General features: G+C 66.3%; 29 protein-coding genes and 1 pseudogene. 13 read left to right on the top strand and 17 right to left on the bottom strand.

The window, feature by feature from the left end; all coding sequences use genetic code 11:
- Window positions 1-150: 150 nt before the first annotated feature.
- The 3 genes from AB0C16_RS36840 to AB0C16_RS36830 are packed head-to-tail and all read right to left on the bottom strand — an operon-like array spanning window position 151 to window position 1,777.
- Complete coding sequence (locus AB0C16_RS36840) at window positions 151-1,125, bottom strand: NAD(P)-dependent alcohol dehydrogenase (RefSeq protein WP_357690206.1); 975 nt, start codon at window positions 1,123-1,125, stop codon at window positions 151-153.
- Entirely contained in the window at window positions 1,122-1,355 is a 234-nt protein-coding gene (locus tag AB0C16_RS36835; protein ID WP_357690204.1) for a helix-turn-helix transcriptional regulator, read from the bottom strand. Before AB0C16_RS36835 ends, AB0C16_RS36840 begins: the two co-directional genes overlap by 4 nt.
- Window positions 1,349-1,777 carry a hypothetical protein gene (locus tag AB0C16_RS36830; RefSeq protein ID WP_357690203.1) on the bottom strand — a complete coding sequence of 143 codons (429 nt, stop codon included), beginning with the start codon at window positions 1,775-1,777 and terminating at the stop codon, window positions 1,349-1,351. The genes AB0C16_RS36835 and AB0C16_RS36830 overlap by 7 nt, the downstream gene beginning before the upstream one ends.
- A 239-nt stretch (window positions 1,778-2,016) precedes the next feature.
- Between AB0C16_RS36830 and AB0C16_RS36825 the strand changes: the two genes are divergently transcribed.
- Both AB0C16_RS36825 and AB0C16_RS36820 read left to right on the top strand, forming a co-directional pair.
- Complete coding sequence (locus AB0C16_RS36825; RefSeq protein WP_357690201.1) at window positions 2,017-2,394, top strand: hypothetical protein; 378 nt, start codon at window positions 2,017-2,019, stop codon at window positions 2,392-2,394.
- Window positions 2,395-2,434: 40 nt separating this feature from the next.
- The gene (locus tag AB0C16_RS36820; RefSeq protein WP_357690199.1) at window positions 2,435-3,643 is read left to right on the top strand and encodes a serine hydrolase domain-containing protein; all 1,209 of its coding nucleotides are present in this window, start codon (window positions 2,435-2,437) and stop codon (window positions 3,641-3,643) included.
- A 103-nt stretch (window positions 3,644-3,746) separates the two neighbouring features.
- On the opposite strand, the gene AB0C16_RS36815 is transcribed toward AB0C16_RS36820, so the two are convergent.
- On the bottom strand, window positions 3,747-4,124 hold the full coding sequence (locus AB0C16_RS36815; protein ID WP_357690197.1) for a hypothetical protein: 378 nt from the start codon (window positions 4,122-4,124) through the stop codon (window positions 3,747-3,749).
- Window positions 4,125-4,215: 91 nt separating this feature from the next.
- Window positions 4,216-4,419, bottom strand: a pseudogene (locus AB0C16_RS36810) (transposase family protein); the annotation flags it as partial.
- Between the two features lie 107 nt (window positions 4,420-4,526).
- Here AB0C16_RS36810 and AB0C16_RS36805 point away from each other — a divergent pair.
- Window positions 4,527-5,090 (top strand): hypothetical protein, encoded by a 564-nt coding sequence (locus AB0C16_RS36805; protein WP_357690195.1) that lies wholly within the window; start codon window positions 4,527-4,529, stop codon window positions 5,088-5,090.
- Between the two features lie 45 nt (window positions 5,091-5,135).
- Window positions 5,136-5,726: a DinB family protein gene (locus tag AB0C16_RS36800; protein ID WP_357690193.1), complete on the top strand. Its 591-nt coding sequence runs from the start codon at window positions 5,136-5,138 to the stop codon at window positions 5,724-5,726.
- A gap of 40 nt (window positions 5,727-5,766) precedes the next feature.
- Here the strand turns inward: AB0C16_RS36800 and AB0C16_RS36795 are convergent, their stop codons facing one another.
- Both AB0C16_RS36795 and AB0C16_RS36790 read right to left on the bottom strand, forming a co-directional pair.
- Window positions 5,767-6,078, bottom strand: coding sequence for a hypothetical protein (locus AB0C16_RS36795; protein ID WP_357690191.1), 312 nt, complete (start codon window positions 6,076-6,078; stop codon window positions 5,767-5,769).
- Entirely contained in the window at window positions 6,075-6,410 is a 336-nt protein-coding gene (locus AB0C16_RS36790; RefSeq protein WP_357690189.1) for a hypothetical protein, read from the bottom strand. Before AB0C16_RS36790 ends, AB0C16_RS36795 begins: the two co-directional genes overlap by 4 nt.
- A gap of 129 nt (window positions 6,411-6,539) precedes the next feature.
- Between AB0C16_RS36790 and AB0C16_RS36785 the strand changes: the two genes are divergently transcribed.
- The gene (locus AB0C16_RS36785) at window positions 6,540-7,859 is read left to right on the top strand and encodes a hypothetical protein (protein WP_357690187.1); all 1,320 of its coding nucleotides are present in this window, start codon (window positions 6,540-6,542) and stop codon (window positions 7,857-7,859) included.
- Window positions 7,860-8,074: 215 nt separating this feature from the next.
- Window positions 8,075-9,055, top strand: coding sequence for a NaeI family type II restriction endonuclease (locus AB0C16_RS36780; RefSeq protein WP_357690185.1), 981 nt, complete (start codon window positions 8,075-8,077; stop codon window positions 9,053-9,055).
- 402 nt (window positions 9,056-9,457) lie between these two features.
- Here AB0C16_RS36780 and AB0C16_RS36775 read toward each other — a convergent pair whose 3' ends face one another.
- A complete protein-coding gene (locus AB0C16_RS36775; RefSeq protein WP_357690183.1) occupies window positions 9,458-9,955 on the bottom strand; it encodes a very short patch repair endonuclease in 498 nt (165 codons plus the stop codon).
- Window positions 9,956-10,049: 94 nt separating this feature from the next.
- Here AB0C16_RS36775 and dcm point away from each other — a divergent pair, with 94 nt between their 5' ends.
- On the top strand, window positions 10,050-11,324 hold the full coding sequence (dcm, locus tag AB0C16_RS36770) for a DNA (cytosine-5-)-methyltransferase (protein ID WP_357690181.1): 1,275 nt from the start codon (window positions 10,050-10,052) through the stop codon (window positions 11,322-11,324).
- Window positions 11,325-11,357: 33 nt separating this feature from the next.
- Here the strand turns inward: dcm and AB0C16_RS36765 are convergent, their stop codons facing one another.
- The 4 genes from AB0C16_RS36765 to AB0C16_RS36750 all read right to left on the bottom strand — a co-directional run bounded on the left by AB0C16_RS36765 (window position 11,358) and on the right by AB0C16_RS36750 (window position 16,779).
- On the bottom strand, window positions 11,358-13,178 hold the full coding sequence (locus AB0C16_RS36765; RefSeq protein WP_357690179.1) for a DEAD/DEAH box helicase: 1,821 nt from the start codon (window positions 13,176-13,178) through the stop codon (window positions 11,358-11,360).
- Window positions 13,175-14,590 carry a transcriptional regulator gene (locus AB0C16_RS36760; protein WP_357690177.1) on the bottom strand — a complete coding sequence of 472 codons (1,416 nt, stop codon included), beginning with the start codon at window positions 14,588-14,590 and terminating at the stop codon, window positions 13,175-13,177. Before AB0C16_RS36760 ends, AB0C16_RS36765 begins: the two co-directional genes overlap by 4 nt.
- Window positions 14,591-14,689: 99 nt before the next feature.
- The gene (locus tag AB0C16_RS36755) at window positions 14,690-15,370 is read right to left on the bottom strand and encodes a hypothetical protein (RefSeq protein WP_357690175.1); all 681 of its coding nucleotides are present in this window, start codon (window positions 15,368-15,370) and stop codon (window positions 14,690-14,692) included.
- A gap of 1,127 nt (window positions 15,371-16,497) precedes the next feature.
- Window positions 16,498-16,779, bottom strand: a complete 282-nt coding sequence (locus tag AB0C16_RS36750) for a pentapeptide repeat-containing protein (RefSeq protein ID WP_357690173.1) — start codon at window positions 16,777-16,779, stop codon at window positions 16,498-16,500.
- A gap of 289 nt (window positions 16,780-17,068) precedes the next feature.
- Between AB0C16_RS36750 and AB0C16_RS36745 the strand changes: the two genes are divergently transcribed.
- The gene (locus AB0C16_RS36745; protein ID WP_357690171.1) at window positions 17,069-17,395 is read left to right on the top strand and encodes a hypothetical protein; all 327 of its coding nucleotides are present in this window, start codon (window positions 17,069-17,071) and stop codon (window positions 17,393-17,395) included.
- A gap of 5 nt (window positions 17,396-17,400) precedes the next feature.
- On the opposite strand, the gene AB0C16_RS36740 is transcribed toward AB0C16_RS36745, so the two are convergent.
- Together AB0C16_RS36740 and AB0C16_RS36735 are read right to left on the bottom strand one after the other, a co-directional pair.
- The gene (locus AB0C16_RS36740) at window positions 17,401-17,598 is read right to left on the bottom strand and encodes a hypothetical protein (protein ID WP_357690169.1); all 198 of its coding nucleotides are present in this window, start codon (window positions 17,596-17,598) and stop codon (window positions 17,401-17,403) included.
- A gap of 293 nt (window positions 17,599-17,891) precedes the next feature.
- Window positions 17,892-18,941 carry an aldo/keto reductase gene (locus AB0C16_RS36735; protein ID WP_357690167.1) on the bottom strand — a complete coding sequence of 350 codons (1,050 nt, stop codon included), beginning with the start codon at window positions 18,939-18,941 and terminating at the stop codon, window positions 17,892-17,894.
- A gap of 48 nt (window positions 18,942-18,989) precedes the next feature.
- Here AB0C16_RS36735 and AB0C16_RS36730 point away from each other — a divergent pair, with 48 nt between their 5' ends.
- Complete coding sequence (locus AB0C16_RS36730; RefSeq protein ID WP_357690165.1) at window positions 18,990-19,385, top strand: MerR family transcriptional regulator; 396 nt, start codon at window positions 18,990-18,992, stop codon at window positions 19,383-19,385.
- Between the two features lie 2 nt (window positions 19,386-19,387).
- Here the strand turns inward: AB0C16_RS36730 and AB0C16_RS36725 are convergent, their stop codons facing one another.
- Complete coding sequence (locus AB0C16_RS36725) at window positions 19,388-20,710, bottom strand: pentapeptide repeat-containing protein (RefSeq protein ID WP_357690163.1); 1,323 nt, start codon at window positions 20,708-20,710, stop codon at window positions 19,388-19,390.
- Window positions 20,711-21,051: 341 nt separating this feature from the next.
- On the opposite strand from AB0C16_RS36725, the gene AB0C16_RS36720 reads away from it, so the two are divergent.
- From AB0C16_RS36720 to AB0C16_RS36705, 4 genes are all read left to right on the top strand, one after another.
- Complete coding sequence (locus tag AB0C16_RS36720; protein ID WP_357690161.1) at window positions 21,052-21,666, top strand: dihydrofolate reductase family protein; 615 nt, start codon at window positions 21,052-21,054, stop codon at window positions 21,664-21,666.
- A gap of 399 nt (window positions 21,667-22,065) precedes the next feature.
- A complete protein-coding gene (locus AB0C16_RS36715; protein WP_357690252.1) occupies window positions 22,066-22,449 on the top strand; it encodes a DUF1801 domain-containing protein in 384 nt (127 codons plus the stop codon).
- A gap of 1,290 nt (window positions 22,450-23,739) precedes the next feature.
- The gene (locus tag AB0C16_RS36710) at window positions 23,740-24,123 is read left to right on the top strand and encodes a DoxX family protein (RefSeq protein ID WP_357690159.1); all 384 of its coding nucleotides are present in this window, start codon (window positions 23,740-23,742) and stop codon (window positions 24,121-24,123) included.
- Between the two features lie 261 nt (window positions 24,124-24,384).
- Window positions 24,385-25,281 carry an RNA polymerase sigma-70 factor gene (locus tag AB0C16_RS36705; protein WP_357690157.1) on the top strand — a complete coding sequence of 299 codons (897 nt, stop codon included), beginning with the start codon at window positions 24,385-24,387 and terminating at the stop codon, window positions 25,279-25,281.
- Between the two features lie 138 nt (window positions 25,282-25,419).
- Here AB0C16_RS36705 and AB0C16_RS36700 read toward each other — a convergent pair whose 3' ends face one another.
- Entirely contained in the window at window positions 25,420-25,749 is a 330-nt protein-coding gene (locus tag AB0C16_RS36700) for a hypothetical protein (protein ID WP_357690155.1), read from the bottom strand.
- Between the two features lie 90 nt (window positions 25,750-25,839).
- Window positions 25,840-26,688 carry a DUF817 domain-containing protein gene (locus tag AB0C16_RS36695; RefSeq protein WP_357690153.1) on the bottom strand — a complete coding sequence of 283 codons (849 nt, stop codon included), beginning with the start codon at window positions 26,686-26,688 and terminating at the stop codon, window positions 25,840-25,842.
- Window positions 26,689-26,854: the final 166 nt, after the last annotated feature.

Here is a 26,854-nt window from a genome sequence, read left to right as displayed (position 1 = left end):
CTCAAGAGTGAACATCTCCAGGTGGAACGTGCGGCGTGCCAGGTGATCCCGGCCTACGTCGCCGACACGCGATCGTTGAGTGTCCCGCTGCCACCCACCAACCATCGCCGTGACTGGAACGCACGAAATTCGCGAGTCGAAGGCCGTTTCTCACCCTCGCACGGTGATGACCAGCTTGCCGCGTGCCTGACCGGCGGCCAGCTGCCGCATGGCCTCGGGGGCCTCGCTCAGCGGATACGTGCCGCCGATGACCGGTGTGATCTCGCCGGCTTCGGCGAGCTCCCTCAGGCGCTCGAGGTCCTCGCCGCGCTCGCTCGCCATCAGCATGCGAAGCCGCTGGCCGACGAACGGCGACAGCAGGACCGCGCCGAGGGAACGTTCCATGCCGCCGAGCCACCGCCCGCCGTCCTCGCCGCCACCGAGGACGAGAGTGCCGCGGGGCGTGAGGGCGCACCGCAGGCGCGACAGCGGGCGGTTGCCGGCCAGGTCGAGGATGAGGTCGTAGCGTCGCCCGCCCCGCGTGAAGTCCTCGCGCGTGTAGTCGATGACGTGGTCGGCGCCGATCGACCGGACCAGTTCGGTCTTCGCCGTGCTGCACACCCCGGTGACCTCGGCGCCGAACGCCTTGGCCAGTTGCACCGCGAACGTCCCCACTCCCCCTCCGGCACCGGTGACGAGCACCTTCTGACCGGGCTTGACCTCGCCGGAGTCGCGGATTGCCTGGAGAGCCGTGATCGCCGAGATGGTGACGGCAGCGGCCTGCTCGAACGTGAGGTTCGCCGGCTTGCGGGCGAGCTTGCGCTCGCGGGCGCACGCGTACGCGGCGAAGGTGCCCTCGCCGATGCCGAAGACCTCGTCGCCCGGCCGGAAGCGAGTCACGTTCTTCCCGACCGCTTCGACGCGCCCGGCGAGCTCGCGGCCCCGGACGCGGTCTCGGGGCGCGCGGAGCCCGAAGCCCAGCCGCAGGAGATACGGCAGGCCGGTCATCAGGTGGTCGACACCTCGGTCGACTCCGGCCGCGTAAACCTCCACGAGCACCTGGTGATCCCCGGGAACCGGCCGGTCGATGTCCTCTAATTTCAGTACGTCGGGCGAACCGTACCTGTCTTGGACGATTGCCTTCATGGTGTCTCCTCCTGGCTGTCCGGATACTGGAACACGTCGTCGAGCGGGACGCCGAACACCCTGGCGATCTGGAAGGCCATCTCCAGGGAGGGCGAGTAGCGGCCCTGCTCGATGGCGATGATGGTCTGCCGGGTCACGCCGACCCGCTCCGCCAGCTCCGCCTGGGTCATCTCGCCCTGCGCGAACCGGAGAGAGCGGATCGAGTTCGTGACCCGGGTCGGCTTCACCACGGGTGGAAGCCCTTGCGGTAGGCGACGATCTTCGCGATCGACCCCAGGATCGCCGACAGGACGAACCCCAGGTAGATCACGTTCGCGATCCAGAAGTAGGCGAACTCGGCCAGCGCCATGCCCAGCGCCGTCACGCCGCCGATGACGGTGAACGACTGACCGACGAACTCGCCGAACTGGTTGATCTCCCGATCGCGCTGGTCCTTCCGGCGCGCCCCCTTGGGCACGGCCCCGCCGGCCACGATGTTCAGCACGATCCCGGCCACGATCGCCCCGCCGACGCTCCACAGCAGCGGCGACGCGTACGGCACCTCGACGAGCGGGCCGCCTCCCGCCCTCCCGAGGACGACGACCAGGTACGCCGTGTACGCGACGACCGAGACCACGGCCATGATCCACGCACTCTTCTCTTCTACTGCCATAGCGGCAATGTAAAGTAAAGCGGACCCCGTGTCTACATTTCTTTACATCGACGCGCTCCCGAGGAGGATCCCCGAGGGCATGGAACTTCGTCTTCGCTGTTGACGATGTTCCATCCCGGGCATTAACGTCGTCTCCGGCAGAGACGATGTTCGACGCATCTGATCGACGCGAGGACTCTGCCTTGGGCGTGGTATTCATGAGACCCACAGAGGAGGCCGGACAGACAAGTTGGTGCGCCATGACCGAGCGCTACCTCGGCGTGCTCGGCATCGCCGAGGCCATGGGAGTGACCCGACACGCGGTGCACAAGTGGCGCACTCGCTATCCGAACGATTCGAGTCACCCGTTTCCCGGGCCTGACGTCGAGGTCGACGGAGCTCCCGGTTGGCGGCCTGATCGAATTGACCAAATAGTGCGGTGGCGCGAAAGCCTGCCGGGCCGCGGCACAGGCGGAGGCCGTCCTACAGCCGCACGTCAGGATTACCTCAGGCAAGCGGCGATCCGCGGCCTGGACCGGGACGAAGCGATGCGCGCACTTGCCACGTTCACCGCGGAGTTTCCCGAGATGACCGAGCCGGAGCTCTGCGCCTGGCTCCTCGAGAAGTGGCGCGGCTAACACTTCCAGCAACACCCGACAGCACGGAAGGCGATGACGCATGCTCGAAATCAGCGGAACCACAGCACCCGGATTCGAAGGAGTACGCGAGGCGTTCGCCGCCAATCTGGCCGGCGACCAGGAAGTGGGCGCCGCGGTCGGCGTCTACCTGCACGGTCGGAAGGTCGTCGACCTGTGGGGCGGAATCGCCGATCCCCAGACCGGCCGCCGCTGGGAGCGCGACACCCTGCAGGTCGTGTACTCCACGACCAAGGGCATCGTCGCCGCCTGCGCGCACCTGCTGGCCCAGCGCGGCGAACTCGACCTCGACGCCCCCGTCGCCGCCTACTGGCCCGAGTTCGCGGCGAACGGCAAGGACCGCATCCCCGTCCGCTGGCTCCTCACCCACCAAGCCGGCCTGCCCACGATCGACCGCCCGGTCACCCCGGCGGAGGCGATCGCCTGGGATCCGATGGTGGCCGCGCTGGCCGCCCAGCGCCCGGCCTGGGAGCCGGGCACCGAACACGGCTACCACGGGCTCACGTATGGCTGGCTGGTCGGGGAAATCGTCCGCCGGGTGAGCGGGCGCAGCATCGGCGCCTTCCTCGCCGAGGAGATCGCCGCACCGCTCGGCCTGGACCTGTGGATCGGCCTGCCGAAGACCGAGCACCACCGGGTCAGCCGCATCATCGCCGGCGTGCCCGACTTCGACTCCCTGTCCCGGATCGACCTGGACGCCCTTCCCGAGCCGGTGCGCGAGGTGATGGCGGCCTGGGCCGATCCCACGTCGCTGACCGTACGATCCACGACCGTCGTCACACCCCCGCTGGACCACAACGACCCTGACGAGCAGTCCGCCGAGCTGCCCTCCACCAACGGCATCTGCACGGCCCGCGCACTGGCCCGCTTCTACGCCGCGCTGATCGGGGAGGTCGACGGACATCGCATCCTCACACCCGGCACCTTGGCCGCGGCGACCGAGGAACAAGCCGGCGGCATCGATCGCATCCTGCGCGTACCCGTCCGGATCGCCACCGGGTTCGGTCTGCCGACGCCCGACGCGTACTGGTACAGCCCGACCGCCTTCGGGTTCCCCGGCCTCGGTGGATCGCTCGGCTTCGCCGACCCGGCCACCGGCCTGGCGTTCGGCTATGTCATGAACCACATTCAGGAAGGAGTGCCGGATCTGAGAGCCGCCGGCCTCCTTGATGCGGTCAAGAGCGCGATGAAGACCCAGGCCAGGGCGGTTTCAAGTTCCGTGGTCGTGTAGAGGGCCTGGTTGAGACGGCTTGGGGCGCATAGCAAGGCAGACACAGCGATGTCGCAAGTTGCGGAGTGGCTCGAACGTCGACACCGCGCCGGCGTGCCCGCTGCTACGCGGTCAACGTCACCACCAGGAACACCGCCCCCATCACCAGCGCGACCGGCGTCATCACCGAGCGCTCGAACTTGCTGCGCGACAACAGGTTCAGCACCGAACTCAGCACCAGGTAAATCACGATCACCCACATCCCGATCGTCAACAGCGGCTCGCCGATGATCGACACCAGACCGGCTTTGCTCAGTAGGAACAGCGCGAACACAGCGTAGATCGGGACCGCGACCACGCTCCCGATCCGCAGGTTTCGAGGCAGCACGTCGTGCTGGCCGCCCCAGGCGAAGCGGCCCAAGGGCGCCCCGGCAGCAAGGGCGATCTGGCCGACGGCGAGTATGGCGAGCAAGATCAGGCCTGCGATCGCAAAGGCGGGCATGGCTTGACGCTACCGGGTTTCGAGGTCAACAGGTGTCCCCGATGGGCTTCCTGGGAAACGACCTGCGAGGCCCTGCATGGCGGGGCCGCAGCACCAGGTAGTGCAGCCCGTCCCGCTTGGTCTTCCGTAATGCTGCCGTGAGCTTGGGAGAGCGCGCCGACAGCAATGCCACCGTCTCCTCCTCATACCGCCACGCGGTCGCCGTCGACACCCCGGATCCCGCGCCGAGTTCGGTGAAGGTCTCACCTTTGCGCAGGTAGACCAGGACGAGCAGGGCCTGCCGGCGGGGCCTGAGCAATCCGCACCGCTCCCCAACTGAGAAGCTTCGTTTGGCTTTGCCGACCTGGTTGGCATCAGGTCTTTTGATCTCCATACAGATCAATTCGGGATACTCTGCCGGGCGTGCGGCGATTAATCACGTCCCGCGGGATATGGCTCGCGCTTGCGGCCACCTTGATGGCAGCGGCCATCGTCGTGATCGTGCGTTCTCGTCATCGCTCGGCGCCTCAGCGTCCAGGCCACCGGGACGAGGCGGCTTCCCCGACCTCGATTCCAGTCCAGACCGAGAGCGAACCCGTAACGCAGTGGCCCCCGGTCCCGGTCCTCGGCACCCCCACCGCTGAGGATCTCAGGCGCTACGCCGCGAAACCCTCGGTCTTCGACAGTCCCGCCTTCGCGAGGACGTTCGGAGCTCACGAGCCGAGGGAGCCGCTGGACGCGGCCACCCGTCGACGCCTGACCCGCTGGGGCGTTGCCGGACTCATGCTTCTCTTGCTGGCGGGCGGCACGCAGGTCCTCGAATCCGTGGTCTTCGCCAAGGAACCACCGGCAGGCGTCGTGGAAGAGCTGCCCCACTGGCACCCGGATGAGTTCCAGGAAAGCGAATGCGGCCATAGCCCGAATGTCGCCTGCTATGTCTCCGAGTTCGAGTACCCACCCTTTCTGAGCGACGAGCGCTTCCCTTAGCCCGCCTCGCTCCTCACGGTCGGTGCGAGATGCAAGGATGCCCGCATGACTGAATGGGACCCAAAGGCGGATCTTCACCGTTACCTGAAGATCGCCCGTGAAAGCCTGCTATGGAAGCTCGACGGGCTCTCGGAGTACGACATCCGGCGTCCGCTGACGCCCACCGGCACCAACCTGCTGGGGCTGGTCAAACACCTGGCCAGCGTGGAGTTCGGATATTTCGGCGACACCTTCGGACGGCCGTCCGGCGAGCCGCTGCCATGGTTCGAGAAGGATGCCGAGCCCAACGCGGACATGTGGGCGACCGCCGACGAGTCGCGCGAGGACATCATCGGGCTCTACCACCGGGCGTGGGCACACTCGGACGCGACGATCGACGCGCTCGCGGTGGACGCGATCGGGCACGTGCCGTGGTGGCCGGACGACCGGCGCCAGGTGACGCTGCACCGGATCCTGATCCACATGACCGCTGAGACCAATCGGCACGCCGGCCACGCCGACATCGTTCGCGAACTCATCGACGGCGCCGCCGGGCTGCGGAAGGACAACGACAACATGGCGCCGGGCGACCAGGCGTGGTGGGAGCAGTATCGGAGCCGGCTGGAGCGGGCAGCGCGGGAAGCCGGTCAGAGCTGATCCAACCTGTTCGCCGTGGCTCTGCCCGTACCACTACCCGTCACCATGCCTCACCTGTGAGAACCAGTTTCCACACGCGTTCCGCCACGGGGCGAGGCCACGGCCCGGCGTAGAGGGACTTGGGTGGGTCGGTCTGGTGCAGGCGGCGGATCATGTAGTGGCCGCCGCAGCTCAGCAGCTCGTAGACGACCACCCGGCAGGAACAGGTGTGGTCGACGACCCGGAGGCGGACCGGTTGCGGCTTCGTCCAGTCGATGTCGGCCACCGGGGCGCCGGAATGGCGGGGTGGATGGGCGGACAGCCTCGGGCAAGGCCACGGATCCGCCTCCGCGTCGAGCGGAGCGCCGTTCACATCGCCTCGGTGGTACGGCGTGGCCGTGCCCTCGACCTGACTGACGGGTTCTCCGGAGTCCGCGCGACGAGAACATCCTCGACCGGAGCGCCCTCCATGGGCAGCCGGGGCACGGGCCGGACAAGGGCCGGTCGCGGCAACCATTGCTCGGCCTCCGCGGCCTGGCCCTCCAGCTCCGCCGCGGTCCGCGCCTCGACGTGGAGCGCCAGGACGCCGGGGCGTCGCTTGAGCAGGGCCCAGAAATGGCCCGTGTGCCGGCCGTACCAGATGGTCCAGTTCGGCAGACGCGCCGCGAGCACCCGAACCGTCTGCCTCGCCGTGATCTCATCCATGTCCGTGGGCCCTCCCGCTGGAATTCGGATCAATCCAGTAGAGGGGCTGCTGAGTGGCCTGCGGAGGATGACAATGAGGGGCAGCGACGGACACACTGTGTGTCCGAACGCGTTCTTAAGGTGACGACAATGAGCTGGACCGTACGAATTCGTGCCGAACGCAAGGCCCGCTCCTGGGACGTGCACACCATGGCTCGACGCCTGAGAACCGCCGCCGGAGAGGACCGCGCCGACCTCCCAGATCACGAGTCACTCGTACGCTCGATCCGCCGCTGGGAGTCCAATGCCATCGCGATGTTGAGCGAGCGGTACCGGCTGCTGTACTGCCACGCCTTCTCGCTCGACGAAAGTGTGTTGTTCGAAGAATCTGACAACAATGGGGAGAAAGACGAGCAACAGCTATCGCGGGAAGAAGGCGATCCCACGAACCGGCGTGACGCGCTCAAACTCGGACTGGCCACCACCCTCGCCCAGGTGCTGGGCGATGCCGCCGACGAGGCGATGGAGTTCACCCGACGCGCGAATACCTCGGCCGTCGGCCGAAGCACGCTGGACCATCTCCAGACGGTGGTCCACGACCTCGCCGGTGGCTATTCCCGCCGCACCCCCGCCGACCTGTTCACCGTGGCGCGTCTCTACCGGCGCAAGATCGACCAGCTCCTCGCCGGACCTCGCACCCTCAAGGAGGGGCGGGAGTTGTTCGTCCTCGCCGGATGGTTGTCGGAGATCCTGGCCTGGCTCGCGCACGACCTGGGCGACCCACTGACCGCGCGAGCGTACGCGGTCGACTGCTTCGAGCACGCCGACCAGGCGGGACACGACGAGTTGTGCGGGTGGGCGACCGACGCGATGGCCTCGATCGCGCTCCACGCCGACCGGCCCGAACGCGCCGTTTCCGCGGCGGTACGAGGGCTCAGCCGGGTTCCGACCAGCCACCCCCTCGCCGTACGACTCCACGCTCAGGCTTCCCGGGGTCAGGCGAGACTGGGAAACCACGACGGCTTCGAGGAGCACTTCGCCAAGGCCGACAGGTTGTGGAACGCGCTGCCTGGCCGTACGCCGACCCGTCCCGACGGGATCGAGACGGGACCGCTGGCCACGTACGCGATGACGGCCTACACGGCGTCGTCACTCATCTGGTTGGGCGAGTTCGAGCCGGCTCGCAGGCATGCCGAACGTGCCGTCAAGGCTCATGAGGACGCTCCGGACGGTAAGCGCTCCCCCAGCCGGGAAGCGATCGCCCGCCTGGACCTGGGCATCGCCCTGGCGAACCTTGAGGCTGTGGACGAGGCGGTCGCGGCGGGGGTGGCGGCTCTGGACTCACCGCGGGTGGTCGCGTCCGTACGGGCCCGTGCTGCAGATCTCGCCTCGGTGCTCGCCGCAACACATCCACAGGCAGGGGACGAGTTTCGTGCGCGTCTGACCGCAGTTCGGCAGGGGGCGGCATGAACGATCGCGCCTGTCTCATCGACACCCCCCGCGCGCCGCGACAGCGGACTAGCTCTGACACAGCCCTCGATTCTCGGCTAAATGGCGACCGATCGACGGCCCATTTCGGAGACGGAACAGATCTCGGCCCGGTACCGTCAGCTTCCTGCCAGTCGCCGTGACGCGCTGAACAAGCAGCTTGACACGGTGCTTGCTTCAGCCGATGGGAGCGCTGGATGAATGTCGACGGAGTAGGTCACACGCTCCCCCTGATCAACGTTCCGCTGCCTGGCATATCCGCGCCGGATTCGGAAGTCGAAGCAGTCGCCTCGCATCTCCTGGCTCTCGACGCGGACGGATCCAGGATAGGCAAGGCAATCCGGCGGTCCTTCGACATGCTTCTTGATGGGCAGCATACGGGTCGTTTCCGCTGGGAGCAGCTCCACAAAACGGAGAAGACTCATTGCGGAACACTGGTCGAGATCAATCTGCAGCGCGAGTTCGACTTCGCTGACGGTGAGATCCTGGACTATCGCATCGTCGGCGTTGAGGTCGACTGCAAGTATTCCCAGAAGCCGGGCGAGTGGATGATCCCGCCCGAGGCTGCAGGCAGGTTACTCCTGGGGCTATGGGCAAGTGACCGTGCAGGACGATGGAGTGCTGGACTCGTCCGGGCCGACGAGAGGAACCTCAACCCGGGCGCCAACAGGGATGCGAAACGAACCTTGAACCGTCACGGCCGGGCAGGGATCCGCTGGCTCTTCAAGGATGCTCCGCTCCAGGAGAACATCCTCGTCCATCTTGCCGAAGCGGACATCGACGCGATCTTCAGGTCCACGAGCGGCCAGAAGCGAGTCAACGAGTTGTTCCGCCGCGTGCAGCGCCGCCTCATCAGCAGGAATGTCGTGGCTACCGTGGCCATGCAAGAGGACTATATGAAGCGTGTACGTGGCAACGGCGGCGCTCGGACCACCCTCCGCCCCGAAGGCATCGTCATCTTCGGCCAGTTCAAGAGCCACGTGCAAGCCGCCGCCGCTCTTGGCCTCCCCGCCCCAGGCCCGGGAGAATCCATGAGCATACGGCTCGCCCGCCACAAGCAGCACCACGGCGACGCCCGCTCGATTGAGCTGGATGGACAGCGTTGGGTGGTCGCCGCAGACAACGACCCTGTGGAGCCGGCTCCGCTGTTGCCCAACATCGGGCTTCTGACGGAGTGAAGCACTGATCAACACCCACGACCCAGCAGTCGAGTACGGAAACTACGGCGTCTCGGATAATCTCCCCATATGGGGGATAAAGATCACGCTGTGCCGTTCACACAGCAAACCACAGCCGATCTGATGCCGGAAGACATCCATGCCGGTGAAAAGCTGGGCAACACAGCGCCACGGCGGAAGCGGGGGAAGCGCATACGGACCGAGCCCTGCTGGCTCCATCCACTGTGCTCGCGACATCGCCGAGACCTTGCACGGCCCCGGGCATGACAGCGCGGAAGCTGCCCTCGCCTGGCTCGATCACCAACTTCCGCTCCTCGCATGATCCAGACAGCCTGCACTCCTGGTGTCCAGATTTCTTTACCTTTGACTTGGCCCAAACCTCCCCCGGCCAGGCTGCTTTTGTCAGCCGTCATCGCTAACGTCGCTCACGTGTTCGGACGTAGGGATCAGCGCCGCGACCACGGCCTCCACGGCGGTGGTCAGGGGTTCGTGTTCCCAGAGCCGGACGACTCTCCAACCAGCGGTTTCAAGAGCGGTGTTGACGGTCCGGTCGCGTTCCATGTTCCGTCGCAGCTTCGGCGTCCAGTACCACTCATTGGTCGTCGGCTGTCGACCATGATCAGGACAGACATGCCAGAAGCATCCGTCGACGAAAACCGCCACCTTCCGCGCCGTGAAGACGATGTCCGGTCGGACCTTCACACCCTCCAAATCAAGCCGGAAGTCCTTCCGATAGCGGTAGCCAAGCCTGTGCAGAGCGCTGCGCAAGACAACCTCTGGCTTCGTGTTCGACCGCCGGTTGGCCTGCATGTTCCTCGACCGGCCCTCGTTCAGCGGGGCAGGGTACAGCCCCCTGCCATGGGCCAGTTTTCTCGCTTCGAGTCTCTTCCGGTCAGACACTTTCGTTCCGATGGGCTCACGGTTCGCTGTCTTATCCGAAAAGATACAGCTGCACACCGGCTCATGTCGTACCCACACCATGAAAGGGGTTCCAGTGACCGAGCAACCACTCCGCGTCATCGAGATCTGCGCGGGGGCAGGGGGCCAGTCCCTAGGGCTCGAAAAGGCCGGCTTTGCACACGAGCTCGCCATCGAACTGGACCAAAATGCGGTCAACACTCTGCGACACAACCGGCCAAGCTGGAAGGTCGCACAAGGGGATGTGGCGGATCTTTCCACATGGAACCCGGCAGACTATGCCCCGAAGGAACCGAACCAGCGGCCAATTGATCTACTCGCTGGCGGGGTTCCTTGCCCACCGTTTTCCATCGCAGGCAAGCAACTCGGTGCCGATGATGAACGAGACCTGTTCGCCTGGGCTGTGGAGCAGGTAAACATCCTCAAGCCGCGGGCCGTTCTTCTGGAGAACGTACGAGGGCTGAGCATGCCCCGCTTCGCCGGCTATCGGCAGCATGTACTTGACCGCCTCCAGGAGTTCGGATACTCAGCCGAATGGCGCCTGCTGCAGGCATCTAAGTACGGGGTTCCGCAGCTTCGACCGCGGTTCGTGCTTATTGCTATGGCACCCGACCACTTCGCCCACTTCCACTGGCCTGAACCAATCGGCGAACCGCCCACGGTGGGAGAGACTCTGCTACCTCTAATCTCTGCCAGAGGATGGAAAGGCGCCAAGGAATGGGCAGAGAAGGCAAATGACATCGCCCCCACCATTGTTGGCGGGTCTAAGAAGCACGGAGGCGCCGACCTCGGCCCAACACGCGCCAAACGCGCCTGGGCTGCCATGGGCGTAGATGCGCTCGGGATCGCGAACGAGGAGCCCGGCCCTGACGACGAGTTTCTCGTCGGCCCTAAGCTCACCTGCGAGATGGTTGCCCGCATCCAAGGCTGGGACGATGAAGAGTTCAAATGGCAATTTACGGGCAAGAAAACCTCGAACTATCGTCAGATTGGCAACGCCTTCCCGCCACCAGTGGCGAAAGCTCTTGGCGTAGCTATCGCCGCCGCCCTGAACAAGACAGCGGAACGCCGCGAGCGCGATATAGATGTCCAGCATGATCCTATCTATCGAGCACTGCGCTCCCATGGCGATTTCCTGACCGCTGCTCAAATCGCACGCATGACCAAACTCGAACTGGAGCCTCACGAACTGGAGCGCAGGATTAGCCTGCTCAGTCGCGACTTTCATATTGAGATTATCGATGGAAAGTCACCTGCGGCTTACAAAATAGGCGATTTCAAGGCGTTCATAGGCCAGGACGACCATGCTCGCCATGACAAGTTCGAGAAATTGCGCGCAAGGATCAGCTGATCATTTGAGAATTCCCGGTTGTCCCGGAGCGCCCTATGCTAGGTGGCGCAGGAGTTCGCGGATGTCCGCTAGGTCGAGGCCGTAGCTGCCGACGGGCTCTTCGACGAGGTCTGCGAGCTGTCGCACCTCTGGGTCGTCCAGGATGCTGCCCATGAACTCCAGCTTTGCCTTGAGACGCAGCTGGACCACTTCGTCAAGGGTGCCTTCCGCGACGAGAACGGTGACCCTGGTCTCCGTTCCGGGGGCCAAGCCCAAGCGGTGAATGCGGTCAAGGCTCTGCAGAAATCGGCCGGCCATGAAGTCGCGATCGACGTAGATTGCGTCGTGGCAGATCTGGTGCAGGCTTATGCCCTCACCGAGGGTGGCTGGATTTGAGATCAGCACCATGCAGTCGGGATCTTCGCGAAACCGCCGGATCTCCTCTTCCCGGTCGGCCGTGCCGCCGTGGACGACGGCCGGGCAGTGGGGGGATAGAAGCTCGGCCAGGGTGGTGATGTTGCGTACGAAGGTCGTCCACACGATTGTCTTTCGGCCGGCTGCTGCGTTGGTGGCGACAATCTGGACGGTTTCCTGGTACTTGGGAGAGAGTTCGTAGCTGGGTAGGTCGCGCAGAAGCGCATAGAGAGAGTCTCCGGGGGCGGCCTCCAGCGGCGATGGCCCATAGGCGAGCGGCTCATATGGGCTGCTGCCCTCGATTAAAAGTGCCGGGCTGGTTGCGGCCATGATCAGGCGCAGCGCTGCCCGGCCGAGGGCTTCGATGTCGTCGCGGGACGCCTCAGCCCGCGCAGAGAAGTTTCCCTTGAGCGCCTCGTACACCTCCCGATGGATCGGCGGCAGACTGACGTAGCGGACTTTCGGCTCGAATGGCGGCAGCCCCAGTTCCCGCTTCGTGGTGCGGGTGAACAGCGGACGCAGCACGGTGCTGGCGTAGGCGAGGTCGCCGCCACGTACGGCGTCAGAGACAACGCGCTTGCCACGGCCGGGCCAGACGAACGACAGCAGATTCTCCAGATCCCGAGTCCCGTTTGGGGCCGGAGTGCCGGTGAGAATGAGCCGCCGAGCGGCGGCGGGCCCGAGTGCGAGGCAGGCTGAGCCATAGGTTCCGTTGGCGCCAAGCTTCATGCGGTGGGCCTCGTCGAGCACCAGCATCGATGGCGCGGCACCCAGCCAGGGTACGAGTCCGGGCACAGCCCGGGACAGGCGCTCGTAGTTGACCAGCAGCACCTCGGCGCCATAGTCGGGAGTGCGGGTCATGACAGCGGTGCGCGGCGGCGTGCGAAAGCAGAGCTGGCTTTCTGTCAGCCATGCCTCGTAGGCGGACTTGGGGCCGACGACGAGGACCCGCTTGGCCAGGCCCTTTTCGCGCATGGCGGCGTAGACGGCGAGTGTGACGCGGGTCTTGCCAGCGCCGGGGACGCTGAAATTCGCGCCGTGGCCGAGCGATAGCAGCTGTGCGGCGTCACGGAGCTGGAAAGGGGTGAGGTCTCCGATCCAGCTTTCACCGAGCAGCCCCAGCACGTCGTCTGGCGCTATCGTGCCTTGGCCGACATCTGCGCCGCTGCGGAGTGTCTGTTCGACCCGCTCGGCGTCGTCGAGGACGCCATTGACGAGCTGGAGAAGCGCGTGTTCCCACTCCACGCCGTCGTGGCGCCAGGAGCCGAGCTCGATGAGGCGGTCGAGGAAGTCATCGAGGCCGAACTCCCCCACCAGTGGCCCGCGCTGGCCGCCTGGGGCGATGCGTGCGGCGAGGTCCGCGAAATCCTGCTCGTGCCCGGGCACGGTGCGCAGGACCACGCGGGTTCGCGAGACGTCGAACGCGATCCGCAGCGACGGCTCCGTCTGTGTCACCGTCACTGCTGCCTCCCCACAGCCCCGTTGAGCCATGTCAGGCCTTCGCCTGGGAGCGGTACGCTCTTGCCGGCCTCGATGGCAACGCGCTCCATGATGGTGCGCAGCTGCAGCAGGGCGTCGTCGAACGCGCCTTCATCCAGACTCCCGTTGCCGCGAGCGAGGACGAGGTCGGTCACACACTGCTCCAGGTCCTTGCAGGCGTCGGTGACGCGATCGGGGGCGGCGAGGCGCTTCTTGCGGAGCCGGAGGTCCTTGCCGGCGAACTCCAGCGCCTCATTGAAGACCTCGCGTGTGCGCTCGAAGACCTCGGCTGCGGCCCTCTGCTCCTCAGCGCTCGCGGCGGAGCCTGGCGCCTTGACAGCTTTGGCCCGCAGGAGGGAGTCGGTGAGCGCCTTGGCTGCGGTGACCCTCGCGCCGGCAGCTTGAACAGTGCGGCCGAGGCCAGGGATAGCTACAGCAGTGGTCTCCTGTGCGGGTGCGGGCTTGAGCTCTGCGGGCAGCCGCTGATCCAGGAAACGCTCGTGGAAGTCTGGCTGGATGAACCGGACGTCCGTCTTGGCGAACTCCAGCACGATGGCCGCGAGCCGGCCCTCCTTCATTAGGTCGGCACGCTCCCGGTTACGTGCGGATTCGGCGTTGTAGGCGCGGTAGAGCTCAAAGAACCTCTCCTTTGCGTTCTCGAAATCCATGAGCCGCAGCGAGGTAGTGCCGGTAGCACTGCGGTTGAGGAGTTCCCGCAACTGGGCCAGGATCCACAGGTCACGGTCACAGGCCGGCGTCGTGGTGTGGAAGTTCCGGGCGATTTCCGGCAGAGGCTTGCCGAGCTTCACCTGCTCCTCCAGGGCGAGCAGGTGGTTGATGTAGGAGTAGATCCGCCGGTTGTCCGGGCGCAGTTGGAGGGAGAGCTCAACGGCGTGGATGTCGCTCCACGTGCACGTCTCAGGCAGGACGCCGACCCGCATGCTGGGCCGCCCAAGTTCCTTGAGGGCGGCGCGGCGGGTATTGCCGTTGACGAGGATGCAGTCGCGGGTGATCAGCCCGGGTTCGTTCTGCTGGTACTCGCGCAGGCTCTCCGTCAGCTCCTCGAAGGCCGGGTCGGTCGTGGAGGGGTCGGCCGGCAGTGCCTTCAGCAAGGCGTGAAGGTAGTCCTGGCTCTCAGGGCTCCAGGGATCCCCGTCCAGTGCCCGGTCCCGAGCCGGGTCGTAGGCTCGCTGGGCGCGAATGCGGTGCGTGCCGGGGTTGTAGCGCAGGACCTCGACCGGCATGTCGATGACCTCGACATGGGTGGGCTTTCCGCGCCATTCGACTGTCAGCGTCTCCGGGACTCCGCTGCCGTTGCGCAGCTCCTTCAGCCGCTGGGCCACGAGTTCGCGGTTACCGGCAGCCTCGCGGGGCTGGCCGAAGTCGATCGACACGTGAGTGCTCCTTCAAGTAGGTGAAAGCGATCAGAAAGCTGCCAGGGGCGGCACCGACACACGGGTTTCGGTGCCCGACTCGCGGCCTCCGAGAACGGGCTACAGGAGCATGCCTCGGACCTCAGCGCGCGCCGAGGCCGGCAGGGTGCGGTAGACACCCCAGAGCTTCTCGACCTCGTTGAAACTGCGGGCGTCCTGCTCCATCCAGGCGGACAGCATCTTGCGCTCGTACACCGACAGCTGCTCCAGTGCCGCCGCGAGGGCGCCTAGATCACAGTCGGCGTCACGCCCGCCTACGCGGCACCGGTTGCACTCGGTAACCAACTGCACTTCGGTGCCGCCGCCGGACAAGGTGACCTGGCGCCGCGCGATGTCCAGATGGGAGGTGGCTCCGTAGCCGTCGGCATACGCTTCACCGTTGCCGATGCCGCAGGTCCGGCACAGATAGTTGTCCTCCATCAGCACGGCGCGGCGCTGTACGGCTCCCACGGACTCGGTGGCCTTGCGGCTTGCCATGCCGGGCTCCCACACCGGCAGCCCCTGCCGCACGAACCGGTGCTCTCTGGGATCGAGAGCCGAATCCTCCCGGTTGGTGTCGATCTGCCACTCGTGGTCTCGCAACTCCCTCATACGGCGGTCGACCTGACTGACCCCGTCGAACGCGGTCCGCAGCTGCTCCTTGGTGAACACGCTCCCGATTCCGACCTCCTGCACCAGCCACAGTGCCACGCGCTTCTTGGTGCCGAGTTCCTCGTCCGTCCAGGACGGTATTGCCACCATGCTCCTCGAATCCTCTCGTCTACAACGCGATGACGGCCCGGGGGCTGTCAGCGGGCCGGTTCCGCCAGCTCCTCCAGCGAAGCGCAAGCATCTGCGTCACGGGAAGCTTTTCCTGTCCCTGCGATGTCCCGCCTTTGCCGCTGTGTCCCGCAGTGTCCCTCTCGCGCAACATGGCCCTCAATTGTCATAGGCATCCGCCAAGATGGAGTTGATATCCCAGAGGGCCCCCCAAGGAGTTGTCTGTGCCTCTACGCCGACAAACGAAGCCCCTTTCAGCCTCCCTTTCACCGGCATGGCGCGAACTCGCCCAGGCGGTGCGCACTCTGTTGCATGACACGGGCGCGTCATTGCGCAGCGTCGCGCCTCAGATTCACCTCTCCCGCTCCGCCCTCCACCGGCTTTCGTCGGGGCAGGTACAGACTCCCGACACGCAGGCAGTCCTCAAACTGCGCCGACTCGCGGAGCACAAGAACCCTGCCGGGACCGTGACAGAGGAGGAGCTGCAACGCCTCCTGCAGCAAGTCTTGGACGAGGACATGCGCACCGCCGCAGGGCCGGCCCGGCCGCAGACGGGGACCGGCGCAACGGCTTGGCGGTGGACGTACTTTGGCCGGTCGACGAACTGGCGGTGCATCTGGACAGCGGCCGTTACGAGCAGGCCGTCGGTATGTTGGACTACGCCGGCGGCAAGGCGCCTGCGGTAGAGTCCGCCGCCGCAATCCAGGCGTGTCGAGGCAGGGGTCTTACGGAGGCGACGAATACTCTTCTCCGGAAGGTCGGGAGTAGGCACGAAAAGATCGTCTTCGCAGTAGTCGGCCACCTGATAGACGTCGGCGATGTCGCGGACGCCCGGGCACTGACACAAATTCGCTGCAGCGTTCAGGATGCATGAGCAACCCCGGCTGTACCCCAGCGACACATCGCGATCATGGTTGGGATCTGCGCTGGTTGTGGCAGTGTCGGGCTGTTTGCCTGATGGCAGCGGCGCCAGTCTGACCGGCGCAGGATGTCCGTGATCGTGTGGTCGTGGTCAGGATGAGCGCGGCCAGCAGCCGGCGGATCTCGGGGAGCGTCAGCGGGATGCGGTCGTTGTCGGTGCTGGTGGCTGACAAAGAGGACGCTGCTGGTCAGAGGGCGCTCAGCACGGCGTGCCCGTTCGGTTCGCTCTCCAGTCGCCACTCGGGCGGCCACCTGTGGGTGTCGGTGGGGCGGGTCACGGACGCTTCGTGCAGTCGCACGTGCTCGGCCCCGTGCGTGTACGCGAAATCGGCCGGCCCGTCGAACGTGGCCCGGTCGAACGAGGTGGCGCTGGTGAAGGTCGCCGTTCCGAAGCGGGCCGCGCCAGCGAACGTGGCCTCAGCGATGCGGTAGCTCGCGAAGTTGGCGTCACAGAGGACAGCGCCGATCATGTCGAGCTGGATAGCCGGCCAGAACCGGGGATCGGCCGCTCTCCCCCATCGCGCCTTCGGCGACTCCCGATAGCGGAGGAGACCGTCCAGGAAGCGTTGCGCGGTGAGGCGTACCTCATTGGGCGCAAGTCGTTGACCATGTCGATCAAGCCCTTGCCCCTCGCAACCCTGCTATGAAGGAGGTAAGGGGCATCGCCAACAGAGATATTCTGCAGGGCTAGGCGACTGATCTTGGAGAGGGGCAGACCTGAGCTGGACTCTGAAGGCGCCTGACGGTGCTCGGCTGAACGTGAACGCCTGGACCTGGCGCCCCACCCTGGCCCTGCTGGAAGACGGCGAGGTCCTCGACCCTGACACCCTGATGATGCTCGGCTTCAACAATGGCATGCCGATCACCGGCCAAGAGGCCGCCCGGATCGCGGACTTCTTCGACACCTACCTGAACGGCCTGCCCGCCGACGGCCGCGTCCGGCTGGACGGAGCGGTCACCACCGACCCCGACACCCACGAGTTCCACCGCACCGACCTCGACCTCAACTACTCGGCGAGCACCGAGTGGCTACGGACGTTCCGTGACTTCTGCCGGGCCGCGACCCACGGCTTCACCTGCGACTGAACCCCCTACACCGCAGAGGCGCGCAGCCGCGACAGCATCGACTCGGGCGGTCTGCCGAGCACCTGCTCAAGATCGGCACTCTGGTATTCCAGCGCTCCGCCCCGCACCTGGCCGTTCAACCAGGCCATGGCGCCGGGTCCGGTGTCGGGCACTTCCCGGTAGGCCAGGCCGAGCGCGTCGGCCAGCTCCGGGTAACTCCACAACGGGCCGGTCGTACGCCCGGTCCAGGTGTCCCTCGCCGGTCAGCACGTTCGCGGCGGCCTCGGCCAGATCGGTGCGGAACGCGGTGTTCAGCCCGCGCCCGCCGGTGCTGCTGGTCAGCTCTCCGCCGGAGATCCGCGGAAGGAACGCGTCGCCGTAGCAGGGGTGGCGCAGGAGCGTGTACGGCAGGCCGCTGGCGACGATGGCCTGCCCACACCACGTATGCCGCTGCTGCCTCGCCGGTCCCGGCTGGATCATGTCACGTAAAGTTCCCCGGGACCGGAAGCATTTCTGGTCAGCTCGCGGCGCGGTCGCCGAGCGGACGGCGGCGCAATGCGGGGTCGGTCAGGGGCGCAGGGCTCCAGAGACCGACAGGGTGGTAGACGTTGGTGCCGGGCGGCACGAGCTCGTCGATCCGGTCGAGCACGGTGTCGTCGAGCACCAGCGAGGCGTCCTTCAGCAAGCCCTCCAGTTGCTCCATCGTGCGCGGGCCGAGGATGACCGAGGTGACCGCCGGATGTGACGTGACGAAGGCGACGGCCAGCGCCGGCAGGGTGCAGCCGAGTTCGTCCGCCAGTTTCACCAGCTCCTCGACGATCTCCAACTTGGCCGCGTTAACCGGGATGGACGGGTCGAACCGTTCTGGCGCGCGCGCGGCGCGGCCCTGTGACATGTCGACCTCCTGCCCCTTGCGGTAACGGCCGGTCAGGAACCCCCAGCCCAGCGGACTGTAGGTGAGCACGCCCATGCCGAGCCGCTGCGCGGTGGGAAGGACGTCGCCCTCGATGCCGCGGGCCAGGATGTTGTACGGCGGTTGCTCGGTGCGGAACCGGTACAAGCCGCGCTGCCGGGCCACATGGTAGGCCTCAACCGTCTCGTGCGCCGGGAAGGCCGAGCTGCCGAAGGCACGGATCTTGCCCTGCCGTACCAGATCGGTTAGTGCGGAGAGGGTCTCCTCGATGTCGGTCCGGTGGTCGGGGCGGTGGATCTGGTAGAGGTCGATCCAGTCGGTGCGCAGCCGCTTGAGGCTCGCCTCGACCTCGCGCATGATCCAACGCCGCGAGTTGCCGCTTCGGTTGGGCCCCTCCCCCATCTGGAAGTGCACCTTGGTCGACAGCACCACCTCGTCTCGCCGGCCTTGCAGCGCCTTGCCCACGATCTCCTCGGACTCGCCCGCCGAGTACATGTCGGCGGTGTCGACGAAGTTGATGCCGTGGTCGAGGGCGGTGCGGATGATGCGGATGCTGTCATCGTGGTCGGGGTTGCCGGCCGAGCCGAACATCATGGTGCCGAGGCAGTGGGTGGTGACCTCGATGCCGGTGCCGCCGAGGATGCGATGTCTCATACTTCGGACCCTAGAATCTAGAGCCGACTCTAGGTCAAACTGGGCCGCATGTCGGGTTTGAGCATCGGCCAGGTCGCCGAACGCACCGGGCTCAGCGTGCACACACTCCGGTTCTACGAGCGGGAGGGGCTGCTGGCCCAGCCGGTACGGCGGGGAACCGCAGGGCACCGGGTCTACAACGAGGGTGACGTCGACTGGCTGGGCGTGTGCATCCGGCTACGGGCCTCCGGCATGCCCCTGACCGACATCCGGCGCTACACCGAGCTCGTTAGGGCGGGCCAAGGCAACGAGGAGAAACGGCTGGAGGTGTTGCGCGAACATCGGGAACGGGTGCTCGCCCAGATGCATGAACTCAACGAGTGCCTCAAGCTGATCACCCACAAGGTGGCCATCTACGAGGGCCGTCTGGGTTTGCGGGACAACGTCACAGATTGTGCGCCATGAGCTTATTGGGGGTAAGCAGACCCGCGTAGGCCGACGGCGCTCAGCACGGCGTGCCCGTTCGGTTCGCTCTCCAGTCTCCACCCGGGCGGCCACCTGTGGGTGTCGGCGGGGCGGGTCACGGACGCTTCGTGCAGCCGCACGTGCTCGGCCCCATGCGTGTAGGCGAAATCGGCTGGTCCGTCGAACGTGGCCCGGTCGAACGAGGTGGCGCTGGTGAAGGTCGCGCCCTTGAACATCGCCTGATGCCGGAAAGTGGCCTCGACGAACCCGGACAGACCGGTGAACGTGGCCGCGGCGAATCCGGCGTTGCCGTGGAAGATCGCCCCGGTGAACCTGGCGTTGCCTCCGAAGCTCGCGATGCCGAACGAGGCGTCCCCGCCGAAGACCACCTCGCTGAAGCCGGCCTGCCCCTCGAAGCAAGAGAACCCGAAGTTGGCGCCGCGCTCGAAGGCGGTCCCGCCGAATCTGGCCGCGCCCCGAAAGGTTGCCGAGGTGAACTCCGCGGCGCCGAGAAATCTTGCCTCACCGAATTCGGCGTTGCCGGTGAAGGACGCCGTGTCGAAGTGGGCCGCACCGGTGAAGACCACTCCGCCGAACCTCGCGTCACCGTTGAAGGTGGCCCCGGTGAACGCGGCCTCGGCGATGCGGCAGCTCACGAAGTTGGCATCGCACAGGACAGCGCCGGTCAGGTCGAGTCGGATGCCGGGCCAGAACCGCGGATCGGGATCGACAGCTCTCCCCCATCGCGTCTTCGGCGGCTCCCGGTAGCGGAGGTGATCGGCCAGGATGCGTTGCGCGGTAAGGCGTACCTCCCGCTCCTCCTGTGCGTCGCGACCGGCCGGGCGCGCGACGGGCACGCGGGCGCGGGCGGTTCGCTGTGCGGCCCGGATCCTTGTGTGCCGGTCCCCTGGTAACGCCTCGTGGTAGGGCATGCGCAGGTACGCGCAGATCACGTCCACGATCGTCTGCCGTAGTACAGGCGTGTTCTGGGCCAGTTGCTCCAGCGCGTAGAGCCCGGCCAGCCGGACCGGGGCTTGGACATGGCCCAGTTGTTCGGCAGCCTTGCCGTACCTGTCGGTGTCGTGGCCTCGTTGGCCGAGTTGGAAGGTGCGCCGCGCGGTGTCGGCGTTGCGCGCGGTGTAGAACACAGCCACCAGCGCGGCCAGCCCGGTGCCGACGGCCAGTGCTCGGCCTCTGATCGCATCCAGCGCCGCCGCGAGCTTTTCCCCCTGCAACCCGTGCACCCCGTCGACGTGCGTCAGCCACCAGGGCGCACCCGGCCCGAGTATCCAGCTGATCGATATGCTCAGCAGCAGTCCGCTCACAGCGACGATGATCGTGGCGGGTTTCATTCCACCAAGGTGACGGAAACCGGCGACTGTGGCCACACCGATCGCGTGCAGCCCCTCTGACTGACCGATCTGCAGAGGTCAGATCCGCACTGTCGTCCTCTTCTGCCGATGTGCGCGCACGACCGTAGGCCACCCACATGCCCCGACGGTTTGCGAAGTGGTCGTTACGTACCACGCCGCGGTCTGTGCCGATGCATCACGACGAGTTCCAAAATGCCGACTCTCCGTCGGGACGGATCTGTGGCCGGCCGATAAGTTTGGAATGCTGCGCCGGTCTACCTACCGACACCACCTGACTTGAGGGGATCATCCCGATGGCGAAGATCATCTCCACGCTGTTCATCTCGGCCGACGGTGTGGCCGAGATCGACCCCGATTGGCACTTCCCGTACTTCGACGAGAACATGGGCCGCGCCGTCAGCGAGGACTATGACACCGCTGACGTGCTGCTCATCGGCCGCGAGACCTACGACAGCTTCGCCGGGGCCTGGCCCGACCGCGAGGCCGCGGGTGGGGAGGACGCATCATTCGCCAAGCAACTCGGGGACATGCGAAAGGTGATCGTCTCGCGCCAGCCGCTGGAGTTCTCCTGGCGCAACTCCGAGCTGATCAAGGGCGATCTCCTCGATGCCGTCACCTCGCTCAAGGCCGACGCCGGCATCAGAGGCGTCCTCATCCCCGGGTCGATCTCCGTGGTGCAGCAACTGCTCGCCGCGGGGCTGGTCGATGAGCTGCGCCTGCTGGTGCATCCGGTGGCGGCGCGTAAGGGCCGCAAGCTGTTCGACGACGGCGACGCGCCGTACCACCTGAGAGTGACGGCGACGGAGGCGTTTCCGACGGGCGTGATCCGCGTGATCTACTCGCCGACCTCGGCACCCACCAAGGTCGGCTACGACGAGGTCAAGGAGCAGGTACCTGGAGGGAAATAGCCGCCTTTGCGGGGAGGATCGGCGCATCGGCGCCACATCCGTCGGTCAGCGATGTGATCATCCGATACCGCCACACCTGGGTGCGATCTGCGGACGAGGATCTCGCGTCCCCGGCAGCGCACTGCTCAACTACCGGATCCCGCGCACTGTCATGCCGCCGTCCGTGCTCGCTCTTGCCGAAGATCGTGCGGTTCCCCCGCGCGGGTGACGAAGCCGTGATCGACGGAGGCGTGGGACCCGCCCGCCCTTGGCGTGCCGACCTTCGGACGGGCTCCCCTCCAGGGCGCCGAGCAGTCCTGTCGGTGCCTTGTGGTCTAGTACGTGGTACGCCGCTCCGGTCACCTCAGCGAGGTAGGAGCGGGAACGCCAGTCGACGAATCTGTGGTTGAGGAGGAGTACATGGGCGCCCCGTCAGCAGACGTCGAGCAGTACTTGACCGACCTGCAGCACCCCCTCAAGGAGGGCATACTCCAGCTCAGAGCCGCGATCCTGGCCTCCGACCTGGCCATTACTGAGCACGTGAAGTGGAACGCTCCGAGCTTCTGCTACGGCGGGCAGGACCGGGTCACGTTCCGTCTGCAACCTCGTGGGCGGCTGCAGCTGATTTTCCACCGAGGAGCGAAGGTCCGCGCGGACACCTCCGGCTTCGTCTTCGAGGATCCCTCCGGGCTGATGACGTGGCTGGCACCCGATCGCGCCGTCATCGACTTCCCCGATCTCGGGGTCGTCACCACGCACCAGGCGCAGGTCATCGCGCTGGTCGAACGTTGGGTGCTGGCCTGATGGCGGGCGACGGTACAGGCAAGCTGCGTCCGTTCCGCCTCGTCGCCGCGTCCCAGCGCCTTGTCCAGTGCGCTGGCCAGGGTCTGCTCGAACCCCGGCATCCCGTTCAGCTTCACCAGTTCAGGCCGTAGCAGCAGGGACGCCGTCTCCTTGTCCGAGCCCAGCAGCCGCCGCAGCGCGCCGGGGTCGGCGTCGAACGCCTTGACCAGCCAGTAGCTGTTCCAGTCGAGGCGCGTGGCGGAGGGCTGGTTGCCTGACGTGGGCAGCCGCAGCAGGTCCTTGGCCGCTTTTTCCACGAACTTCGGCGACTGCTTGCCGAGTGCCAGCAGCGCGGACAGGGTGGCCGGGTGTTCCCGCAGCTCGTCGTACCATTCGGAGCCGAGCCGGCCGTCACCGTCCGCGCCGGCGAAGGCCGCGGCGAGCGGGGTGAGGGAGGCGCGCGCCCGTTCCAGCTCCTGCGGGCTCAGTCCGCGGTGCGGGCCGCCCACCTGGCTGTCCATCCACTGCCCGAACAGCAGGCTGTACGTCTTCGGCCCGAGAGTTTTCAGTAGCGCCTCGGCGTACGCGGGGTCCCCGGCTCCCTTCCCGGCCGCCGCCATGGCGACCTCGACCTGCTTCCAGCTTTCCGGCGACCTCTTGGTCAGGTACGCGGTCAGCACGGCGAGCAGGATGGCTCCGGCGCTCCGGCCTTCCTCGGCCGCCTGCGTACGGCTGGCGAACGGGAGGCTGCCGGTCAGCAGCTTCCCGTCGAGCCGTACGTCCTCCAGGCGGGTGATGGTGGCGATGCGCCATCGCAGATCGCGCTGGGTGTCGTCGAAGAACGCCCAGGTCCGGTGCAGGGTGACCGTGCCCAGCCCGCCGGCCCAGTCGGCTCCGGCGTCGGCGATGGCCCGCTCCAGCGGTGGGCGGATCCGTCCCAGGGCGCCCTTGGCCTGCTCCATCCGCTGGATCAGCATCCCCGCCCCGCCGGGGTCGATGCCCACGAACTCATCGCCCATGACACCCTCCCGGTAAGGGCGGAAAACCCAACATAACGGGAGTGCCACGAAAAATCCTGGCTGATAACAGTTCCGCTATCCGGCCGTCCCGTACACGGGCGTATCAGGCCGGACGAGCGGCTGCCTGGGGGCTGCTTTTTCTTACACCAGCCAGCCGAGGTCGTGTGCGCATGAGTCCATCAGGACTCCGCGTGCCGAGCCCCGCCTGTGGAGTGATCTGCCTCACGCGATGTCACAACGCTCGACTGTGCGGTGTCTTGAGGCCGAACCCCTGGAAACGAAGGAGAATCTCATGAACCTCGCGCTGTGGATCGCTGCCGGCCTGCTGGCCGTAGTCGCCCTGACCGGTGGCATCAGCAAGACATTCGTGCCCAAGGACAAACTGGCTGCGCTTCATGGTGGGGGATGGACCGCAGGCGCCAGCGTCGGCTTTGTCAAGACCCTCGGTGTCCTCGAGCTCCTTGCCGCGGTGGGCTTGATCCTGCCCGCCGTCCTCGACATCGCACCGGTTCTCGTGCCGGTGACCGCCGCCTGCTGGGTCTTGCTGATGGTCGGCGCGATGATCACCCACGGCCGCCGCAGGGAATTCGCGTTGGTCGGGCTGAACCTGATCTATCTCGCGCTTGCGGCGTTCATTGCCTGGGGCCGCTTCGGCCCCGGATCCTTCACCGCCTGACCGGCAATCCCGCGTACCGATTCCCTCGCCTGTGGAGTGATCTGCCACGCGCTGTCACACCCCTCGACCGCGCGGTGTCCTTTGAGAACGGATCGTCGGAGTTCGAGTGTCACAGCGGTGCGCCGGGTGGTGTCCCACTCTCGATCGCACCGAACAGGTGGGTCGGATCGAACGGCGGCCGGCGAAAGAGGATCTTGTTGTGGAGGCATGCTTGAAGGCCGTCGACGACCAGGGTCGGCCGTGAAGGAGAAGGGTCGAGATATGAGCGACCACGCCACCGATGCGGCGACCGAAGCTTTCGTCGCCTACCGCAGCCTGCTGTTCACCGTCGCCTACGAGATGCTCGGATCGGCCGCCGACGCCGAAGACGTCCTCCAGGAGACCTGGCTGCGGTGGATGAAGGTCGACATGGGGCAGGTGCGCGACCAGCGCGCCTACCTGGTTCGCATCACGACTCGGCAGTCGCTCAACCGGCTGCGCACCATGAGGCGCCGCAAGGAGGCCTACGTCGGCTCCTGGCTGCCCGAGCCGCTGCTCACCGCGCCGGACGTGGCCGAGGACGTCGAGCTCGCCGAGAGTATGTCGATGGCGCTCATGCTCGTCCTGGAGACGCTGTCGCCGACCGAGCGCGCCGTCTTCGTGCTGCGCGAAGCCTTCAATGTCAGCTACGACGAGATCGCCGCCGCCGTCGACAAGAGCCCCGCGGCCGTCCGCCAGATCGCCCACCGCGCCCGCCGGCACGTCGAAGCCCGCCGCCCCCGCGAGGTGGTATCTCCGAGCCAGACCCGGGCGGCTCTGGAGGCGTTCCAGCGCGCGATCGAAACCAGGGACCCGCAGGGCCTCCTTGACGTGCTCGCCCCGGAGGTCGTCCTCATAGGCGACGGCGGCGGCCTCAAGCAGGCCGCGCTGCGGCGGATCATCGGCGCCGAGAAGGTGGTCCGCATGCTCCTCGGTGGCCTAGGCAAAGTCGAAGGAACGCTCACCGGTGAACCCACCATGGTCAACGGCAACCCGGCACTCCTCGTTCGCCTGGACAGCGAGCTCGACGGCGTCATGGCGATCCGTGTCGAGGACACCCGCATCACCGGCCTCTACTACGTCCGCAACCCCGAGAAGCTGACCCACGTCGCATCCGAGACCCCGCTCACCCTGCGATGAATGCCGGTGGCGCAGTAGCCGCCCGGGAATCAGATGCGAACCCGATGTAGCGCGCGGCGGCCGCCGGTGACAGAGCACCCAGCTCGGCGTCGGCTTTGGGCCCGGTACCTGGTGGTCCCAGTCTCACCGACTCCCCGATCACGCCTTGACGGGCTTCCAGTGCCAGGTGTTGCTGGGGTAGCGGACGCACTTGTAGCGCTTGGCGTGGGCGGCGGCCCGCATGGAGTATCCGTAAGCGTTGTACTGAGATTTGGCGCAGAAGGCGCCGGGCGAGACGCAGTCCCAGTGCTTCTTGTGCTGGTAGTAATACTTGCCTGAGGGCTGCTTTTTCTTACACCAGCCGGCCGAGGTCGTGTGCGAATGAGTATCGATGGCCGCTAAGGCGGGGGCGGCAGGGATATACAGCAGGGTTGCCGCGGCAACGGCCGCGATGATCTTTTTCTGCACTACGATCACATTAGTGGTCATCGATTACGTTTGGGATACTTTGCAGAATGGATTAGACGGCCACCCGCTCGGCGACACCGCTTTTTTGCGGGTCGATACCGGAGATGTGAGCTACTCCCTGGGTGGCCGGCCGACGGCTGATGGGACACGGCGCAGCGGCAGCGCCCAGCCACGGGAGGGGCCCCGGGGGGCCGCCGGCAGGTGCAGCCGTCCCCGGCTCGCCTGCCACGTAGCGACCATCACGAACGTGACGCTGACCAGCAGCGCCCATGCCCCGAACTTGGCGGGGTGGACCAACCGCCAGGTCTCCCGCTGGTGCGGGTACTCCCAGGCGCCGAGATAGGTCGCGATGTTCTCGGCCACCCACAGGAAGAACCCGATGAGAGTGAGCGACAGCGCCAGCGGCATCTGGTATCGGTGCTCGCCCACGGTGAAGTGCACCACCGTCCCCCACGTGACCAGGACGAGCACGAGAGCCAGCGGGATGCGCAGGTCGATCCACCAGTGCTGGCCGACAAAGTTCACGTAGATCGCCAGCGCCACCAGGGTCACCGGCACCGTTCGGTAGGCCACCAGGCGCAACGAGAAGATCCGCCAGGCCAAGCAGACGTAGCTGCCCACCGCGGCGTAGAGGAATCCGCTGTACAGCGGCACCCCGCCGATCTTGGTGTAGGCATCCTCTGGATAGCTCCACGATCCGAGCCGTACCTTGATCATCTCAAACGCCAGACCGACCAGATGGAACCCGGCGATGACGGCTGTCTCCTGGGTGGTCTCCCACCGCAGGGCGTGGAAGATCACTGTCACGGCCACGGCATAGACCAGCAGCGCGTCATAGCGCGGGATCGGCAGCGGCAGGACCGACGAAGCGGCCAGCCCCGCAAACAGGGCGACCGCGAACGCGCACGACCTGGCCTCGGCCCACGCGAAACGGAACAGCTGGGCGATAAAGAACCTCACGCCTTTATCCGATCCTTAACGCTGAGCCAAGGTTGTCCGAACTTCGCGGAGGTTGAGTGCAGAAATTACCGGTATGTCGTGAAGAGCACGAGCCCCACCTGAAACCGCCGTCGACGGTTTCCGATGGGGCTCGCTCCAGCCACTCCCATCGCAATTGCTCGGGAGC

The organism is Nonomuraea sp. NPDC048916 (assembly GCF_040649575.1).
Lineage (GTDB): Bacteria > Actinomycetota > Actinomycetes > Streptosporangiales > Streptosporangiaceae > Nonomuraea.
Note: the sequence above shows the minus strand (reverse complement) of the source record. Positions and strands in the feature narration are given on the sequence as shown.

Excerpts from the sequence above, each read along its gene's own strand:
- AB0C16_RS36840 (WP_357690206.1), bottom strand. The coding sequence starts at position 1,125 with ATGAAGGCAATCGTCCAAGACAGGTACGGTTCGCCCGACGTACTGAAA.
- AB0C16_RS36830 (WP_357690203.1), bottom strand. The coding sequence starts at position 1,777 with ATGGCAGTAGAAGAGAAGAGTGCGTGGATCATGGCCGTGGTCTCGGTC.
- AB0C16_RS36825 (WP_357690201.1), top strand. The coding sequence starts at position 2,017 with ATGACCGAGCGCTACCTCGGCGTGCTCGGCATCGCCGAGGCCATGGGA.
- AB0C16_RS36820 (WP_357690199.1), top strand. The coding sequence starts at position 2,435 with ATGCTCGAAATCAGCGGAACCACAGCACCCGGATTCGAAGGAGTACGC.
- AB0C16_RS36815 (WP_357690197.1), bottom strand. The coding sequence starts at position 4,124 with ATGCCCGCCTTTGCGATCGCAGGCCTGATCTTGCTCGCCATACTCGCC.
- AB0C16_RS36800 (WP_357690193.1), top strand. The coding sequence starts at position 5,136 with ATGACTGAATGGGACCCAAAGGCGGATCTTCACCGTTACCTGAAGATC.
- AB0C16_RS36790 (WP_357690189.1), bottom strand. The coding sequence starts at position 6,410 with ATGGATGAGATCACGGCGAGGCAGACGGTTCGGGTGCTCGCGGCGCGT.
- AB0C16_RS36785 (WP_357690187.1), top strand. The coding sequence starts at position 6,540 with ATGAGCTGGACCGTACGAATTCGTGCCGAACGCAAGGCCCGCTCCTGG.
- AB0C16_RS36780 (WP_357690185.1), top strand. The coding sequence starts at position 8,075 with ATGAATGTCGACGGAGTAGGTCACACGCTCCCCCTGATCAACGTTCCG.
- AB0C16_RS36755 (WP_357690175.1), bottom strand. The coding sequence starts at position 15,370 with ATGGTGGCAATACCGTCCTGGACGGACGAGGAACTCGGCACCAAGAAG.
- AB0C16_RS36750 (WP_357690173.1), bottom strand. The coding sequence starts at position 16,779 with ATGATCGGCGCTGTCCTCTGTGACGCCAACTTCGCGAGCTACCGCATC.
- AB0C16_RS36735 (WP_357690167.1), bottom strand. The coding sequence starts at position 18,941 with ATGAGACATCGCATCCTCGGCGGCACCGGCATCGAGGTCACCACCCAC.
- AB0C16_RS36730 (WP_357690165.1), top strand. The coding sequence starts at position 18,990 with ATGTCGGGTTTGAGCATCGGCCAGGTCGCCGAACGCACCGGGCTCAGC.
- AB0C16_RS36720 (WP_357690161.1), top strand. The coding sequence starts at position 21,052 with ATGGCGAAGATCATCTCCACGCTGTTCATCTCGGCCGACGGTGTGGCC.
- AB0C16_RS36715 (WP_357690252.1), top strand. The coding sequence starts at position 22,066 with ATGGGCGCCCCGTCAGCAGACGTCGAGCAGTACTTGACCGACCTGCAG.
- AB0C16_RS36710 (WP_357690159.1), top strand. The coding sequence starts at position 23,740 with ATGAACCTCGCGCTGTGGATCGCTGCCGGCCTGCTGGCCGTAGTCGCC.
- AB0C16_RS36705 (WP_357690157.1), top strand. The coding sequence starts at position 24,385 with ATGAGCGACCACGCCACCGATGCGGCGACCGAAGCTTTCGTCGCCTAC.
- AB0C16_RS36700 (WP_357690155.1), bottom strand. The coding sequence starts at position 25,749 with ATGACCACTAATGTGATCGTAGTGCAGAAAAAGATCATCGCGGCCGTT.